The 15,157-nt window shown below is 51.2% G+C and carries 17 protein-coding genes and 1 pseudogene; 6 read left to right on the top strand and 12 right to left on the bottom strand.

From position 1 onward, the window contains the following. Window positions 1-68 precede the first annotated feature (68 nt). The 5 genes from efp to HMPREF2726_RS07095 form a co-directional block, all read right to left on the bottom strand. Complete coding sequence (gene efp / locus HMPREF2726_RS07115; RefSeq protein ID WP_002219406.1) at window positions 69-629, bottom strand: elongation factor P; 561 nt, start codon at window positions 627-629, stop codon at window positions 69-71. 40 nt (window positions 630-669) lie between these two features. Then, complete coding sequence (earP, locus tag HMPREF2726_RS07110) at window positions 670-1,821, bottom strand: elongation factor P maturation arginine rhamnosyltransferase EarP (protein ID WP_070602808.1); 1,152 nt, start codon at window positions 1,819-1,821, stop codon at window positions 670-672. A gap of 48 nt (window positions 1,822-1,869) precedes the next feature. Next, window positions 1,870-2,148: a hypothetical protein gene (locus HMPREF2726_RS07105; protein ID WP_070602806.1), complete on the bottom strand. Its 279-nt coding sequence runs from the start codon at window positions 2,146-2,148 to the stop codon at window positions 1,870-1,872. A gap of 160 nt (window positions 2,149-2,308) precedes the next feature. After that, window positions 2,309-3,061 (bottom strand): alpha/beta fold hydrolase, encoded by a 753-nt coding sequence (locus HMPREF2726_RS07100; protein WP_070602804.1) that lies wholly within the window; start codon window positions 3,059-3,061, stop codon window positions 2,309-2,311. A 145-nt stretch (window positions 3,062-3,206) separates the two neighbouring features. Further along, window positions 3,207-4,106: an NAD(P)H-hydrate dehydratase gene (locus tag HMPREF2726_RS07095; RefSeq protein ID WP_070602802.1), complete on the bottom strand. Its 900-nt coding sequence runs from the start codon at window positions 4,104-4,106 to the stop codon at window positions 3,207-3,209. A gap of 128 nt (window positions 4,107-4,234) precedes the next feature. Here HMPREF2726_RS07095 and HMPREF2726_RS07090 point away from each other — a divergent pair, with 128 nt between their 5' ends. Next, entirely contained in the window at window positions 4,235-4,894 is a 660-nt protein-coding gene (locus HMPREF2726_RS07090; RefSeq protein ID WP_070602800.1) for a cytochrome b/b6 domain-containing protein, read from the top strand. Window positions 4,895-4,897: 3 nt separating this feature from the next. Here the strand turns inward: HMPREF2726_RS07090 and HMPREF2726_RS14425 are convergent. The 5 genes and pseudogenes from HMPREF2726_RS14425 to ybaK all read right to left on the bottom strand — a co-directional run. After that, window positions 4,898-5,014 (bottom strand): annotated as a pseudogene (locus HMPREF2726_RS14425) (IS5/IS1182 family transposase); the annotation flags it as partial. 60 nt (window positions 5,015-5,074) lie between these two features. Then, complete coding sequence (gene aspA, locus HMPREF2726_RS07085; protein WP_070602798.1) at window positions 5,075-6,472, bottom strand: aspartate ammonia-lyase; 1,398 nt, start codon at window positions 6,470-6,472, stop codon at window positions 5,075-5,077. Window positions 6,473-6,651: 179 nt separating this feature from the next. Continuing rightward, complete coding sequence (locus HMPREF2726_RS07080; protein WP_070602797.1) at window positions 6,652-7,527, bottom strand: DMT family transporter; 876 nt, start codon at window positions 7,525-7,527, stop codon at window positions 6,652-6,654. 160 nt (window positions 7,528-7,687) lie between these two features. Further along, on the bottom strand, window positions 7,688-8,299 hold the full coding sequence (locus HMPREF2726_RS07075; RefSeq protein ID WP_009311386.1) for a DnaJ domain-containing protein: 612 nt from the start codon (window positions 8,297-8,299) through the stop codon (window positions 7,688-7,690). 174 nt (window positions 8,300-8,473) lie between these two features. Further along, the gene (gene ybaK / locus HMPREF2726_RS07070) at window positions 8,474-8,956 is read right to left on the bottom strand and encodes a Cys-tRNA(Pro) deacylase (protein WP_009311387.1); all 483 of its coding nucleotides are present in this window, start codon (window positions 8,954-8,956) and stop codon (window positions 8,474-8,476) included. Window positions 8,957-9,193: 237 nt separating this feature from the next. Here ybaK and HMPREF2726_RS07065 point away from each other — a divergent pair, with 237 nt between their 5' ends. After that, entirely contained in the window at window positions 9,194-9,544 is a 351-nt protein-coding gene (locus tag HMPREF2726_RS07065) for a RidA family protein (protein ID WP_009311388.1), read from the top strand. A gap of 262 nt (window positions 9,545-9,806) precedes the next feature. After that, window positions 9,807-10,853, top strand: a complete 1,047-nt coding sequence (gene recA / locus HMPREF2726_RS07060; protein WP_003758619.1) for a recombinase RecA — start codon at window positions 9,807-9,809, stop codon at window positions 10,851-10,853. Window positions 10,854-10,936: 83 nt separating this feature from the next. Here the strand turns inward: recA and grxD are convergent, their stop codons facing one another. Next, on the bottom strand, window positions 10,937-11,248 hold the full coding sequence (gene grxD, locus HMPREF2726_RS07055; RefSeq protein ID WP_009311389.1) for a Grx4 family monothiol glutaredoxin: 312 nt from the start codon (window positions 11,246-11,248) through the stop codon (window positions 10,937-10,939). A 291-nt stretch (window positions 11,249-11,539) separates the two neighbouring features. On the opposite strand from grxD, the gene HMPREF2726_RS07050 reads away from it, so the two are divergent. Genes HMPREF2726_RS07050 through HMPREF2726_RS07040 form a run of 3 tightly spaced genes read left to right on the top strand, consistent with a single transcriptional unit; the run spans window position 11,540 to window position 14,063 of the window. Beyond that, a complete protein-coding gene (locus HMPREF2726_RS07050) occupies window positions 11,540-11,812 on the top strand; it encodes an ACT domain-containing protein (protein WP_003765481.1) in 273 nt (90 codons plus the stop codon). A gap of 19 nt (window positions 11,813-11,831) precedes the next feature. Next, window positions 11,832-12,650 carry an NYN domain-containing protein gene (locus HMPREF2726_RS07045; protein WP_009311390.1) on the top strand — a complete coding sequence of 273 codons (819 nt, stop codon included), beginning with the start codon at window positions 11,832-11,834 and terminating at the stop codon, window positions 12,648-12,650. A 54-nt stretch (window positions 12,651-12,704) separates the two neighbouring features. Continuing rightward, a complete protein-coding gene (locus HMPREF2726_RS07040; protein WP_009311391.1) occupies window positions 12,705-14,063 on the top strand; it encodes a PFL family protein in 1,359 nt (452 codons plus the stop codon). 90 nt (window positions 14,064-14,153) lie between these two features. On the opposite strand, the gene era is transcribed toward HMPREF2726_RS07040, so the two are convergent. Beyond that, on the bottom strand, window positions 14,154-15,080 hold the full coding sequence (gene era, locus HMPREF2726_RS07035; RefSeq protein WP_040668556.1) for a GTPase Era: 927 nt from the start codon (window positions 15,078-15,080) through the stop codon (window positions 14,154-14,156). Between the last annotated feature and the right edge of the window lie 77 nt (window positions 15,081-15,157).

The raw sequence follows: 15,157 nt of genomic DNA, 5'->3' as shown, positions 1-15,157 counted from the left end.
GGGATGTCCAACTTTTGGGGTGCAGTTCAGTTTTCAGACGACCTTTTATTTTTAACTGCCGCTGATGCTTAAGCGCGTTTGCGGAATTCGCCGGTACGGGTATCGATTTCGACTTTGTCGCCGTTTTCGATGTAAGACATCACTTGGATTTCAGTGCCGCCGACCAGACGCGCGGTTTTCATCACTTTGCCGGAAGTATCGCCTTTAACGGCAGGCTCGGTGTATTCAACTTCGCGTACGATGATGGTAGGCAGCTCGACAGAAATGGGGTTGCCTTCGTAGAAGGTTACTTCGCATTGGTCTTCCATGCCGTCAACGATGAATTTCAACGCGTCGCCGATGTTGTCGGCTTCGATTTCGTATTGGTTGAATTCTTCGTCCATGAAGACGTACATAGGGTCGGCAAAGTAGCTGTAAGTACAGTTTTTGCGGGACAGGATGACGACGTCGAATTTGTCGTCGGCTTTGTAAATGGTTTCGGAAGCGGCACCGGTCAGCAGGTTTTTCAGTTTCATGCTGACTTTGGCGGAAGAGCGGCCGCCTTTGATGTATTCGGTTTTTTGAACGACCATAGGATCGTTGCCGACCATGAATACGTTGCCGGCGCGCAGTTCTTGTGCTGTTTTCATGTATTGTCCAATCAAATCGGTTGTAAATAAACGCGCTATTTTAGCGTATTTTTTTAAGCTTTGAAATAAAGGCGGCGAGTTTTTCGGGGGCGGAAGGTTGCTTAAAAAGATGACGGCTCCAGTCCTCCGCGCCTTGCCGCCAGTCGTTTTGGTGTTGTTGCAGGATTTGCCAACATTCGAGGCGTTGTGTTGCAGATAAAGCCTCTCCTCCGTTGAGGTCGTCTGAAAGGCGGCGGTGTGCCGAGGCGGTTTCGGGCGTGTAGAAGTCGTGTGACTTATCCCAAAAGGCGTGGAGTTTGTCGAGATGGACATGCTCGTCTTGCGGGTAGATGTGCCAAAAGAAGGGTTTGCCGGCAAGCTGGGCGCGGACGAAACTGTCTTCGCCGCGTATCACGGCGCAGTCGGCGAGGTGCAGCAGTTTATCGAAATCCTGTTGCGGCACGAAAGGGATTTTGACGAGGCGGACTGAGGTCGTCTGAAAAACATCGCCGTCGTTTTGCAGGGCGTTTTGCGGAATGACGCCGCTTTGTTTGAGGCTGTCGATGATTTGCGTCCCAGCCAGCAGCAGGGTCAGCGGGCTGCCTGCCTGTTGCCACATGTCCAGCCACTTCGCCCAAACATCGCTCCGATAGCCGAAAAGCAGCCATTCGGGGGCATTTTTTTCAGGAAGCATCAGCCACTCTCGCATGGCTTCGCTATTGAAACGGACGGCATCGCGGTAATCGCGTTCGCGTATCAACCCGCCGCTTTTTTCGCTGAAGCCCATAAACCAAAAATATTTTTGAACACCCTCCTGCGGCGAAGGCATCAGGTGCAGCCTTTCATTGCTTTCTTCCGCGCTCAAATATTCCCAATTCAGCCAAAGCGGCTTGTGTCGGCGGATGATGTGCAACACATTTTCAGGCAGGTCGCAGGCAAAAGTTTCGATGACGACATCGGGAACGGGCGCAGTATCAATGTCTGCCGCGTCAGAATGCCAAGTGCGGACATGAATATCCTGATGAACGCAGGGAACGTCGGGCAAATCGGGACAAAGCGCACGCAAGGCGGACACATCGTCCGTCCACAAATGCACCTGCCAACCGAGTTCACGGTGCAAAACACGGGCAAGCCGCAAGGAAACGCCAATGTCGCCGAAATTGTCGATGACGTTGCAAAAAATCCAACAAACAGGAAAAGCATGTGTATTCATAAAAGACTCGAGGTCGTCTGAAATCGGTTTCAGACGACCTTTTCAAAACTAAAACGCGCCGAAATAGTGGAACAAATACACAATCAGCAAAACGATTGGAATAAACAGCAGCATGGTTTGACGTTTCAAATCAAACTCTTGCTTAAGATGATGCTTGATGGTGTCGAAAAGGACGAATTTGAACAGAAACGTCGCTTCGCAGGCAAGGATGATGCCGTTGATTAAGTGTTGCGCCGCGTCTTCAGGCGGATTGACGGAGAAAACGGCAAGCGTCGCCAAGGGTATCAGGCAGACGGCAAGCCAGCGGATGATAAGCGGTTTGGACATGGTGTGTGATGGACAAAATAAGGATGATGGTAAAAGAGCAAGTCGGCAGTTTAATCGGGACGAGGGAGGATTTCAAACGGATGGGCAGGTCGTCTGAAAACCAATTTCGGCGAACCTGCCAAAGCCGTTTTCAGACGACCTCTTTATCCAATACGGACTTTTACAATGCCTGAAACGCCTGTACTGCCGCCCAAATGATTTCGGGCTGCTCTTTAATCGCTTCATGGGCTGCAAACGGCACATTCATCAGATGCACATCGGGCAATTCGGTTTTCAGTTCTGCCCAATCATCGAAGGCAAGCAGAAAATCGGCTTCTCCGCGTATTGCCAAGACATTAGCTGTGATTTCACGGACGCTTTCGTTGGGATAACCGCTTGCGCTTTCGTCCAGCCACATGGCTTTCAATGCTGCAATCCATTTTTCGGCATCGGGTTCGGGATTGGCTGCCTGATAAGCGGCAAGCTGTTCCGACAGTTTTTCTTCTACAATATTAAGGTTCAGCGCTTCAAACATCGACTTTACGCGATTCAAATGTTTTTGATGCCACTCTGCGCCTACCGTGATGATTTTCTCAACATTTTCATCTTCCGCACCAAGACGGTAAGCAGTTATTCCTCCGTCGCTGAAACCGAACAGACTGTAATTTTCCACGCTTTCGTTGCGCAGGATTTGGCGCACATCATCGGCTGCTTGAGCATAGGTCAATGCGGTAGTGCCGAGCGTAGAGCGTCCGTGTCCGCGCGTATCGACGGCAATCACGCGGTAGTGTTGCAACAGGCGCGGCAGCAACGGTTCAAAGTCGACAATCGAGCCGAAACCGCCGTGAAGCAAGACCATGATGGAGGCGGATTCCTTGCCGCCGATTTGGTAATGCAGGCTCGCGCCTTGGTGGTGGATAAATTTGGACTGCATGGTTTTCCTTTTTCACTTGATTTGGATTATCTACACAGGAAACATCAAAGAGATTTTAAATTCCGACACAAATGTTGAATATTTACAAATGGTCGTCTGAAAACAAAGATACAGCGCCAACCTCGTTTTCAGACGACCTCTTCTTTCAACCTTTTGTGTTATCCATCATCAGCCGATTCCTCAACCATCTGGCCGCAGGTGCGATTTCGCCTGCGAGCATACCAGCTTCCACGCCTGTCGAGTGTTTGATGACATCCGCCGCTGCGCCGTGCAGCCATACGCCGGCGCAAGCGGCTTGGAACGGCGGGATGCCTTGCGCGAGCAGGCTGCCAATGATGCCGCTTAAAACGTCGCCGCTGCCTGCGGTGGCAAGTCCGGCGTTGCCGCTTGGGTTGGTATAGACCGTGCCGTCGGGCGCGGCGACCAGTGTATGGTGTCCTTTTAGGACGGTTACGGCTTGGAACGTTGCGCTGATGGTTTGGACGGCGGACATTCTATTTTGCTGAACGGCTTGGGTGGATATACCGAGCAGGCGGGCGGCTTCGGCGGGATGCGGGGTCAGAACCAGATTGCTGCGTTTTTGTGCGGCTTCGCGGGTTTCAGGATGCGACCTTGCCAGCAAAGTCAGTGCGTCGGCATCGAGCAGCAGCGGTGCGTCCTGATTTTGCGTCAACACGATATTTAAGATTGAGTCGGCAGTTTCGTCCAAACCCATGCCGCAGCCGACCGCCCATGCGCTGATGTCCTTGCATTTCAGCAGGTCTTCGGCAGTTGCCAGCATGATTTCGGGGCGTTCGGGGATGACGGCGAAGGGCAAGGCAGTTTGATTGAAGCCCGCCCACACTTTGCCGCTGCCTTGATAAATCGCGGCGGTAGAAGCGAGAACAACGGCTCCGCTCATGCCCGATGCGCCGCCGACGACGGCGAGCGTGCCGTATGTCCCTTTGTGCGACTCCGCTTGGCGCGGGGTGAATACGTCGGGAAATTGCGAGGTCGTCTGAAAAAAATCGGGCGTATCGGGGAGCGTATAGGACGGGGTCATCATCAATCTGCCTGAGTTTGGGATAAAATAGCGGATGCGTGGCGAAAAGAGGATGTCTTTTATCGACTGTTGTTTTCACGATTCTACCGCCCCGTATAGGAACACTACAACCGCACAACAAGGAATATTTAATGAAACAAAAAGTCAAAGTCTGGGATTTGCCAACGCGCCTGTTTCACTGGCTCTTGGTCTTGTCGGTCGGATTTATGTGGTACAGCGCGCAGGCAGGCGGCGGGATGCTGGTTTGGCACTTGCGCTGCGGACTGCTGGTGGCGGGGCTGATTGTCTTCCGCCTGTGTTGGGGCTTGTGGGGCAGCGATACGGCTCGGTTTTCGCAATTCGTGCGTGGGCCATCGTCCATCCGCCGCTACCTGCAAGGCAGCCTGACGGAAAACGAACAGCCCGGACACAACCCTTTGGGCGCGCTGATGGTCATTGCGCTGATTGCGGCGGTTTTGCTGCAAGCGACGACGGGCTTGTTTGCCGCCGATGAAAACACGTTTACCGACAGCGGCTATCTGAACCATTTGGTCAGCTCGGACACGGGCAGCCTGATGCGCAAAATCCACGTCAATTTCTTCAACCTGCTGGCAGCATTGGCAGGATTACACATCGTTACGGTCTTGGCGTATAAGTTTCTGAAGAAAAAAGATTTGATCCACCCGATGATCAGCGGCTACAAGCATATCGAGGGGCAAACCGTTGCCTTGAAATTTGCTTCCGCCGCCAAACTGATTGCCGCCTTAGTAGTCACGGCTGCGGCGGTGGCTGCGATTTTAATGTTGAAATAAGAATTTGAACAAATATAGTGGCTTAACTTTAAACCAGTACGGCGTTGCCTTGCCTTGCCGTACTATCTGTACTGTCTGCGGCTTCGTCGTCTTGTCCTGACTTAAATTTAATCCACTATAAAAAAAGGTCGTCTGAAACGGAAATTCCGTTTTCAGACGACCTTTTCTTTATGCCCTATCTTACAAATGCGGGTTCATCAAGTTTTCGGGTGACAGGATGCGGTCGAGTTCCGCTTCGCTCAACAGGCCGCGTTCGAGCACGACTTCGCGCACGCCTTTGCCGGTTTGGGCGCAGATTTTGCCGACCAAATCGCCGTTTTCATGGCCGATATACGGGTTCAGGTAAGTGACCAGGCCGATGGAGTTGAACACATAGCGTTCGCAGATTTCGCGGTTGACGGTAATGCCTTTGACGCATTTTTCGGCAAGGTTTACCGCAGCGTTGCCCAAGAGAGAGATGGTTTCAAACATACATTGCGCGATGACCGGCTCCATCACGTTTAATTGCAACTGCCCCGCTTCGGCGGCGAAGGTGATGGTGGTGTCGTTGCCGATGACTTTGAAGCAGACTTGGTTGACCACTTCGGGAATCACGGGGTTGACTTTGGCGGGCATAATTGACGAACCTGCCTGCATTTCCGGCAGGTTAATCTCTTTCAAACCGGCGCGCGGGCCGGACGACAAGAGGCGCAAGTCGTTACAGATTTTCGATAATTTCACCGCCGTGCGTTTCAATGCGCCGTGTACCATCACATACGCGCCGCAGTCGGAAGTCGCTTCAATCAGGTTTTCGGTCAGTTTGCAATCCAAGCCGCTGACTTCGGACAATTTTTTCACCGCCAAAGCCGCGTAGCCTTTCGGCGTGTTCACACCCGTGCCGATGGCGGTTGCGCCCAAGTTGACTTCCAACAGCAGGGCGCGCGTGCGGTTCAGATTCAAAATCTCTTCTTCCAGCAACACTTGGAAAGACTGAAACTCCTGCCCCGCCGTCATCGGCACGGCATCTTGAAGCTGGGTGCGCCCCATTTTCAAAACATCTTTAAACTCATCGGCTTTGGCGGCAAACGCGTCTTTCAGCAACGCCAGTTTTTCCAGCAGTTCGCCGACACTGTAATACACCGCCAGCCTGAAGCCGGTCGGATACGCATCGTTGGTGGACTGGCTGGCGTTCACATGGTCCATCGGATTGACGATGTCGTAGCGGCCTTTCTCGTAGCACAACACTTCCAAAGCAAGGTTGGCGATGACTTCGTTGGTGTTCATGTTGACCGAAGTCCCCGCGCCGCCCTGATACACGTCGGACGGGAATTGGTCGAGGCAGCGGCCTTTGAGCAACACTTCGTCGCAAGCCTTTTCGATGGCGGCGGCGATTTCGGGCTTCACCGCGCCCAGTTCGCCGTTTGCCTGCGCGGTCGCTTTTTTCACCATCACCATGCTGCGGACAAACTGCGGCACGTCGGAAATTTTTTGATTGGAAATTTTAAAGTTCTCCACCGCGCGCAAAGTATGGATGCCCCAATACGCCTCGGCGGGGATTTCGCGGTCGCCCAGCAAATCGTGTTCGATACGGACAGTCATTTCTCTTACCTTCTCATTCGTTGGTTTATCAAGTAATGTGCATATGCAGGCGGAACATTAGACCGTTTTGCATGGGTTGTCTAGCTGCAAATGCGCCGTTGTTATCAAAGCAGGAAAAACACTCCCACCCGAAAGGTAAAAGGTCGTCTGAAACCTTTTTCAGACGACCTTTTACATGCTTACATACCGACCAGTCCCCGTATCTGCGGCCAGTAAAACAAACAGGCGATGGCGCAGACGGCGACGCTGATGCCTGCGGCGTTGATGCTGCTGATTTTTTCTTTAAACGCCATCGCGCCGACCAGCGTTCCCAAAACAATGACGCCGATGTTCATGCCTGCGAAGACCAGCGTCGGGTTGTCTTTCATCATTTGGTGGGCGGTGATGTAGGTAACGATGTTGGCGAAATTCAAACCGCCCAAGACGATGCCGCCGATAATGCCTTCTTTCGTCCATTTGGTCGATTGGGAGAAAAGGTAGCCGAACATCAAAATACCGGCGAGGCTGAAGGCGACCAAGAGGTTGCCGGAAAACGCCGTACCGCTTTTGGCAAGCTGTTTGAAGAGGATGTCGATGATGCCGTAGCCCGCCCAAACGCCCGCAAGCAACGTGATTTGCGTACCCAATCCGCCCGATTTCTTGCCGCCGTCGGCTTTCCACAACAGGCAGAACAGAGCCACAAACGCCAAAACGATGCCTATCAGCCGCCCTTCGGTCAACGCTTCGCCAAAAATGACGAACGCGGAAATAATCGGCAGTATCAAAGACAAACGTTGCGCCGCATCGGACTTGACGATACCCGCCGCATCGACCGCCTTGCCCATAATCACAAACACCGAAGGCAGCAGCACGCCCAGCGCGCCAAACAGCCACCAAGTCGGCAAAAAGGCTTTCAGGTTGCTCAAATCGGGTTTCAACACCCAAGCCGTCAACGCCACTGCGACGATGTAGTTCACCGCCACCGCCTGCGCGACGTCGATTTTGTTCTTACGCGCCAATTTGAGCAATACCAACACAGACACGCTGCACAGTATGCTTGCCAATAAATAAATCATGTTTTTCCTTTGATTGAATGTGTCGGATGCGTGGACAAATTTTCAGACGACCTTCTTGGTGTCCTGTTTTGATATTTAGTTTCCCGCAAACGACCCATACAAAAATTTCAGACGACCCCGGGATGCGAAGGTCGTCTGAAAACAAGGCGGGCGGTTGCGCTTAGAACCAAGTATCCAAAGACATACGCTTGTTGTCCATCAGTCTGACGAAACCTGCCGCCAGACGGTAAGCAAACCAAACCGATACCAAAAACAGCAACACAGAGCCGATGCCGATAAACGCGGTGATTTTACTCAAAACAAACCCCGCCAGACCGCCCCAGAAGGTTTTAATCAGATAGTCTGCATGGTTATTATAAACCGAGTCGCCCATATCGCCACGTTTTACATACGCCAAAACGATGCCGGCAACAGGCATTACCAAGGTCGCAAATGCCAAGGCAAACAAGGCATACATCGCCATCACGTAAGTCCGGTCGCCGTCTTGGCGCGGCGCTTCCGCCGTATGCTCGCTACCGGTCTGCTGGCTGGCGGTCTGCCCGCTTCTACCGCTGAATTCACGGAGCGACTCGTCGTACCATGCCCGACGTTCGGGATCGACCAGCGTATCGTAAGCCTGACGGATTTCCTTAAAACGCTCTTCCGCTTCGGGATTGCCGGGATTACGATCGGGATGGTATTTCATTGCCGAATCACGATAGGCTTTTCTGATTTCTGCAATGTCCGCATCCGCCGAAATGCCGAGAATTTCATAAAAATTACGGTTTTCCATATTAGGGTGTGCCTCTTTGGTTTGTGTTTGCCAAAGCCCGATACCGTGAAATCACGGCAACAGGCTGTTTGACAGAATGAAAACAGATATAAAATCAGGCATTGTGTTCTTTTTATAAAACCTTCAAATTTGCCCGAATCTGCGTTTCCCGACTTAAAACCGTTTTGCATCCCTTTAGACGGCGACCTGTACATCCTGCGGATTCAAAGCCCGCAAAGCCTGCGGACTGACACCGATGATGAATCCGCGTTTGCCGCCGTTGATATAAACTTTCTCCAAATCCCAAATACTTTTTTCAACATACACAGGCAACCGGGTTTTCATACCGAAAGGCGTCGTCCCGCCCACCAGATAGCCCGTCCATTTGTTTGCCTGTTTCGGATCGGCAGGCTCGATGTGTTTCATGCCCAAATCGCGAGCCAGATTGCGGGTGGAAATCTGCTTGTCGCCGTGCATCACGACGACCAGCCCTTTCTTCGCTTCGTTTTGCAGCACGATGGTTTTGACCACCTGATGCTCGTCCACACCGAACAACTCGGCAAACTGCCCTGTCCCGCCGTGTTCCTCATAAACATAAATATAAGGCTCAAAATCAATTTGATGTGTACGCAAGAAACGGACGGCAGGAGTAACCGGATAATCGGTATTTTTGCTCATGATGCAGTTCCAATAATATTCAGACGACCTAAAACCAATATGACAATGACGCGTAAAAATAGTTTCCGCATCTTTTCAAAAACAACAAAACCGCCCGCCTGCTGTGGCAGACAATCAAGCTGAATGTTACCATAAGCCCCTGCCCAATATCCGCCGTCTCGTTCTGACCCCATCAGGCAAACCGAAATCCAACAACAGGACAGAATGCCCCGTGCGCCCAACCTCAAGGAATATCAAATGAATATCCGATACCTCGGTACCACCGAACGCTACTCCGAAGCCGTCTGCGCCGGAGGATTCGTCTTCCTCTCAGGCATGGTTCCCGAAAATCCCGAAGCCGATGCCAAAGCCCAGACCGAAAACGTTTTGGCGCAAATCGACCGCTGGCTTGAAGAATGCGGCTCCGACAAAGCACACATCCTCGAAGCCACCATCTTCCTGACCGATATGAACGACTACGCCGCCATGAACGAAGCCTGGGATGCCTGGACAGCCCCCGGCCGCGCCCCGGCCCGCGCCTGCATCGAAGCCAAACTCGCCAAACCGGAATGGGCGGTCGAAATCAAAGTATCCGCCGTGTGCAAGTGATTGGATTGGGCAAGGGGTCGTCTGAAAACAGTCGCTGATTTTCAGACGACCTCTGCAACAAATAAAATCTGCAACACTGATACTATCAAAAACTAGAAAATATTTAATTTTATTAAAAACAAATAGTTATTTAAAATCTTCCGAGTAAGCCCGCCTACGCTTCAAAATAAAATCGAAATAAACTATACTTTTTCTTAATTTATGAGATAATAGCTAAACAAATTCTTAGCTAAATTCATCAACATCAAACGAGACCAACACTATGTCAGACGAAAAAAGCAAAGCCCTAGCCGCCGCCCTTGCCCAAATTGAAAAAAACTTCGGCAAAGGTTCCATCATGAAAATGGACGGCAGCCAGCAAGAAGAAAACCTTGACGTCATCTCCACCGGCTCGCTCGGTGTGGACTTGGCGCTCGGCGTCGGCGGTCTGCCGCGCGGCCGCGTCGTCGAAATCTTCGGCCCCGAATCCTCCGGTAAAACCACGCTCTGCCTCGAAGCCATCGCCCAATGCCAGAAAAACGGCGGCATCTGCGCCTTTATCGACGCCGAACACGCCTTCGACCCCGTTTACGCCCGCAAACTCGGCGTTAAAGTAGAAGAACTCTACCTATCCCAACCTGATACCGGCGAGCAGGCTCTGGAAATCTGCGACACGCTGGTACGTTCCGGCGGCGTGGACATGGTCGTTGTCGACTCCGTAGCCGCCCTCGTACCCAAAGCCGAAATCGAAGGCGAAATGGGCGACAGCCACGTCGGCCTGCAAGCCCGCCTGATGAGCCAAGCCCTGCGCAAACTGACCGGCCACATCAAACGCACCAACACACTGGTCGTCTTCATCAACCAAATCCGTATGAAAATCGGCGTGATGTTCGGCAGTCCCGAAACCACCACCGGCGGTAACGCCCTCAAATTCTACGCCTCCGTCCGCCTCGACATCCGCCGCACCGGACAAATCAAAAAAGGCGACGACGTCATCGGCAACGAAACCAAAGTCAAAGTCATCAAAAACAAAGTCGCCCCTCCATTCCGCCAAGCCGAATTCGATATCCTGTACGGCGAAGGCGTAAGCTGGGAAGGCGAACTGATCGACCTCGGCGTCAAATACGACATCGTTGAAAAATCAGGCGCATGGTACAGCTACAACGGCGCCAAAATCGGACAAGGCAAAGACAACGTCCGCGTCTGGCTGAAAGAAAATCCCGAAATCGCCAACGAAATCGATGCCAAAATCCGTGCCGCCGTGGGCATCAACATCGATATCACCGAAGGCAAACTGGACGACACCGACGGCGAACGTCCCGAGGAATAAACCCCTCTTGAGTCTTGGTTAAAATGAAAAGAGGTCGTCTGAAATATTTCAGACGACCTCTTCATGATTCCGTATCAGGCAAATCAAGCTTTCAGCAATTCTTGCAGCTCACCTGCTTCGTACATTTCCATCAAAATATCGGAACCGCCGACAAACTCTCCGTTTACGTAGAGTTGCGGGATGGTCGGCCAATCGCTGTATTCTTTGATACCTTGGCGGACGGCATCGTTTTCCAAAACATTCACGGTAACGTAATCAGTGCAGCCCGCAGCGTTGAGGATTTGCACGGCGCGTGAAGAAAAGCCGCATTGCGGAAACTGCTTCGTACCCTTCATAAACAAAACAACGCGGTGGGTGGTAACAACTTCTTTAATTTGGTCGTGGATAGAGGTCATGGTGTAATCCTTATTTACATGAATCGGTTAATCGGAATTTGCGCCATTATACGCAAATTGCTGCATTTAGGTGCGTCTGTTTGCATACGCATTTGAACAAATTAATATCGGTTTATCAAAAATCTTGAGATTACAAACCAGCCGATTATCCTCTGCCCATCCTATTCAATAAGCAGCCGACCAAACCGATACAGCCTAAAAATTGTCAACAATCCAAACCATCTTATTCTAAAGCAATGTTATAATTTCCCGAATCAATTTTTCAGACGACCCCTACAAGGACCCTGACTTATGAATAATTCAGTCATCACTGTCATCGGCAAAGACCGCGTCGGCATCGTGTACGACGTTTCCAGAATTTTGGCGGAAAACCAAATCAACATCCTCAATATCAGCCAGCAGCTGATGGACGATTTCTTCACCATGATTATCTTGGTGGATACCTCGAAATGCCCCAAATCGCGGCAGGAAATGCTGGATTTGTTTGCGGAAGAGAGCAAAAAACTCGCGCTCGATATCCGTATGCAAAATGAAGAAATCTTCCAAGCCATGCACCGCATTTGATTTTAGGAACTCTAAAATTATGTCAAAAAATAAAATTAGTTTTAATGTAGCTGAAGAGAAATCTGCACGGCTGGCTGTTTTAATTGATGCTGATAATGCGTCAGCGCAAACCATTGATGCGATTTTAGAAGAAACAACTAAATTCGGTGAAGCAATGGTAAAACGCATCTATGGCAACTTTGTTGGTGACAACGGTAAATGGAAAGCTGTCATTAATGAGCATGCTATCAAACCTATGCAGCAATTCGCCTACACCACAGGTAAAAATGCCACTGACGGTTTTATGATTATTGATGCGATGGATTTACTCTATACCGGCCGTTTTGATGGTTTTTGTTTGGTATCTAGTGATAGTGACTTTACTGCACTGGCTATCCGGTTGAAGGAACAAGGTGTAACAGTTTACGGTTTCGGCAAAAAGCAAACGCCTGAAGCTTTCCGTAATGCGTGCAGCCAATTTATCTATGTAGAAAACTTGATGCCTGAACCCGCACAAAAAGAAACAGTAACCGATAAACCACAGAAACCAGCAGAGAAACAGATTCAAACAGTCTCGCCCGAAAATGCTCAAGCTCAACCGAAAATTGCCGAACAATTTGAGCACAAACTACCGTTGGAAACTATACATAAAATTTTCGAACATGCGGATAGTGAATGGATGGCTATGACTGCATTCGGTGCCACTTGGAAACGCTTGCAGGTAGATTTTGACCCACGTAATTACGGTTGTAAGAAATTTACCGATTTAGTAAAAAAATATTCTGATGTGTTTGATTACGAGATGCGAAAAACTGCTGAAGGCACGCAAGAGCATATGTATGTCAAGCTTAAAGTCTAATCGAAGGTCGTCTAAAAATATTTTTCAGACGACCTGCAAGAAAGGCCGAGTCCCATGAACAATTTCCACAGTAATGAGATACTTGAAACCGTCAAAATGGTTGCCGACCAGCATTTCGACGTCCGCACCATTACCATAGGCATTGATTTGCACGACTGTATCAGCACCGACATCGATGTGTTGAACCAAAACATTTACAACAAAATCACCACTGTCGGCAAAGATTTGGTCGCTACGGCGAAACACCTGTCTGCCAAATACGGCGTGCCGATTGTGAATCAGCGTATTTCCGTCACGCCAATTGCCCAAATCGCGGCGGCGACCAAAGCCGAGTCTTACGTCAGCGTGGCACAGACTTTGGACAAAGCAGCCAAAGCCATCGGCGTGTCTTTTATCGGTGGCTTTTCCGCTCTTGTGCAAAAAGGCATGTCGCCTTCAGACGAGGTGTTAATCCGCTCCATTCCCGAAGCGATGAAGACCACTGACATTGTGTGCAGCTCCATCAATATCGGCAGCACGCGCGCGGGCATCAATATGGATGCGGTCAGATTGGCGGGCGAAACCATCAAGCGCACGGCTGAAATCACGCCCGAAGGTTTCGGCTGCGCCAAAATCGTCGTGTTCTGCAACGCGGTGGAAGACAATCCGTTTATGGCGGGTGCGTTTCACGGTGCGGGCGAAGCGGACGCCGTCATCAACGTCGGCGTATCGGGACCGGGCGTGGTCAAAGCCGCGTTGGAAAATTCAGACGCGGTCAGCCTGACCGAAGTTGCCGAAGTCGTGAAGAAAACCGCCTTCAAAATCACCCGCGTGGGCGAACTCATCGGCCGCGAAGCCTCGAAAATACTGGGCATCCCGTTCGGCATTCTCGATTTATCGCTGGCACCGACCCCCGCCGTCGGCGACTCGGTGGCGCGCATCCTTGAAGAAATGGGTTTAAGCGTCTGCGGTACGCACGGCACGACGGCTGCCTTGGCATTGCTGAACGATGCCGTGAAAAAAGGCGGCATGATGGCTTCCAGTGCGGTTGGCGGTTTGAGCGGCGCGTTTATCCCCGTTTCCGAAGACGAAGGCATGATTGCCGCTGCTGAAGCAGGCGTGCTGACGCTGGACAAACTCGAAGCAATGACCGCTGTCTGCTCGGTCGGGTTGGACATGATTGCCGTACCCGGTGATACGCCTGCTCATACCATTTCCGGCATCATCGCCGACGAAGCCGCCATCGGCATGATCAACAGCAAAACCACCGCCGTGCGCATTATTCCGGTAACGGGCAAAACCGTCGGCGACAGCGTCGAGTTTGGCGGCCTGCTGGGTTACGCGCCCGTGATGCCGGTCAAAGAAGGTTCGTGCGAAGTGTTTGTCAACCGAGGAGGCAGGATTCCCGCGCCGGTGCAGTCGATGAAGAACTGATTGCTTAACCATAAAAAAGGTCGTCTGAAAACTTGCAATGCTTGTTTTCAGACGACCTTTTGTTTATTTGAGACTGTATTTTCAGACGACCTATAAACCCAATTCCCTGAGGAAGCGCACGTCGTCCGCCCAGCCTGATTTGACCTTGACCCAAACCTTTAAAAACACTTTGGTATCAAACAGTTTTTCCATATCGAGGCGGGCTTCGGTGGAGATTTTTTTCAGTTTTTCCCCGCCTTTGCCGATTAATATGGCTTTTTGGCTGTCTTTATCGACCAATACGGCGATGTAGATTCGGTAGAGGCCGTTTTCCTCTTCTTCGAATTGTTCGATTTCCACATTCATGGCGTAGGGCAGCTCTTCGCCGAGGTAACGGAACAGTTTTTCGCGCACGATTTCGGTGGCGAGGAAACGGCTGGAACGGTCGGTCACCATTTCTTCCGGATACATCGGCACGCTTTGGGGCAGGTAAGGTCTGAGGCGCGCGAGCAGGTTGGCGATGCCCAATCCGTGTTTGGCGCTGACGGTTTCATGCCCTGCAAATTTGAATTCTGCGCTGATTTGGTCGATAAATTCCTGCAAACCGCTGCTGCCCGCTTTGTTTTTGTCGATTTTGTTGATAACGAGGATGACGGGCGTGTTTGTCGGCAGTTGTTTCATTACGATACGGTCGGCATCGGTAAAGCGCATGGCTTCGACGACGAAAACGACGGCGTCGACGCCGCTCAACGCTTCGGTTACGTTTTGATTGAGGCGGTCGTTCAGGGCGTTGCGGTGTTTGGTTTGGAAGCCGGGCGTATCGACGAAAACGAATTGGGCGGTGTCGTCGGTGTAAATGCCGGTAACGCGGTTGCGCGTGGTTTGGGCTTTTTTGCTGGTGATGCTGATTTTTTGCCCGATAAGGTGGTTCATCAGCGTGGATTTACCGACGTTGGGGCGGCCGACGATGGCGACGAAGCCGCAGCGGTAGTCGGCGGGATGGCTGGATTCGTTTTGCAGGAAGGTTTCGATGTCCATGATGGCTTTCTATTTGACGTTTCAGACGACTTTTTTGTATCCATAGCAACTGTATTTTTCACCCCGTCGGGCAAAAA

Source organism: Neisseria sp. HMSC074B07 (genome assembly GCF_001810355.1).
GTDB lineage: Bacteria > Pseudomonadota > Gammaproteobacteria > Burkholderiales > Neisseriaceae > Neisseria.
The sequence above is the reverse complement of the archived record's forward strand: the minus strand, read 5'-3'. Positions and strand labels throughout refer to the sequence as shown.

What these genes read in the sequence shown, in the direction of transcription:
- efp (WP_002219406.1), bottom strand. Translation starts at nt 629, where the DNA reads ATGAAAACAGCACAAGAACTGCGCGCCGGCAACGTATTCATGGTCGGC.
- earP (WP_070602808.1), bottom strand. Translation starts at nt 1,821, where the DNA reads ATGAATACACATGCTTTTCCTGTTTGTTGGATTTTTTGCAACGTCATC.
- HMPREF2726_RS07105 (WP_070602806.1), bottom strand. Translation starts at nt 2,148, where the DNA reads ATGTCCAAACCGCTTATCATCCGCTGGCTTGCCGTCTGCCTGATACCC.
- HMPREF2726_RS07100 (WP_070602804.1), bottom strand. Translation starts at nt 3,061, where the DNA reads ATGCAGTCCAAATTTATCCACCACCAAGGCGCGAGCCTGCATTACCAA.
- HMPREF2726_RS07095 (WP_070602802.1), bottom strand. Translation starts at nt 4,106, where the DNA reads ATGATGACCCCGTCCTATACGCTCCCCGATACGCCCGATTTTTTTCAG.
- HMPREF2726_RS07090 (WP_070602800.1), top strand. Translation starts at nt 4,235, where the DNA reads ATGAAACAAAAAGTCAAAGTCTGGGATTTGCCAACGCGCCTGTTTCAC.
- aspA (WP_070602798.1), bottom strand. Translation starts at nt 6,472, where the DNA reads ATGACTGTCCGTATCGAACACGATTTGCTGGGCGACCGCGAAATCCCC.
- HMPREF2726_RS07080 (WP_070602797.1), bottom strand. Translation starts at nt 7,527, where the DNA reads ATGATTTATTTATTGGCAAGCATACTGTGCAGCGTGTCTGTGTTGGTA.
- HMPREF2726_RS07075 (WP_009311386.1), bottom strand. Translation starts at nt 8,299, where the DNA reads ATGGAAAACCGTAATTTTTATGAAATTCTCGGCATTTCGGCGGATGCG.
- ybaK (WP_009311387.1), bottom strand. Translation starts at nt 8,956, where the DNA reads ATGAGCAAAAATACCGATTATCCGGTTACTCCTGCCGTCCGTTTCTTG.
- HMPREF2726_RS07065 (WP_009311388.1), top strand. Translation starts at nt 9,194, where the DNA reads ATGAATATCCGATACCTCGGTACCACCGAACGCTACTCCGAAGCCGTC.
- recA (WP_003758619.1), top strand. Translation starts at nt 9,807, where the DNA reads ATGTCAGACGAAAAAAGCAAAGCCCTAGCCGCCGCCCTTGCCCAAATT.
- grxD (WP_009311389.1), bottom strand. Translation starts at nt 11,248, where the DNA reads ATGACCTCTATCCACGACCAAATTAAAGAAGTTGTTACCACCCACCGC.
- HMPREF2726_RS07050 (WP_003765481.1), top strand. Translation starts at nt 11,540, where the DNA reads ATGAATAATTCAGTCATCACTGTCATCGGCAAAGACCGCGTCGGCATC.
- HMPREF2726_RS07045 (WP_009311390.1), top strand. Translation starts at nt 11,832, where the DNA reads ATGTCAAAAAATAAAATTAGTTTTAATGTAGCTGAAGAGAAATCTGCA.
- HMPREF2726_RS07040 (WP_009311391.1), top strand. Translation starts at nt 12,705, where the DNA reads ATGAACAATTTCCACAGTAATGAGATACTTGAAACCGTCAAAATGGTT.
- era (WP_040668556.1), bottom strand. Translation starts at nt 15,080, where the DNA reads ATGGACATCGAAACCTTCCTGCAAAACGAATCCAGCCATCCCGCCGAC.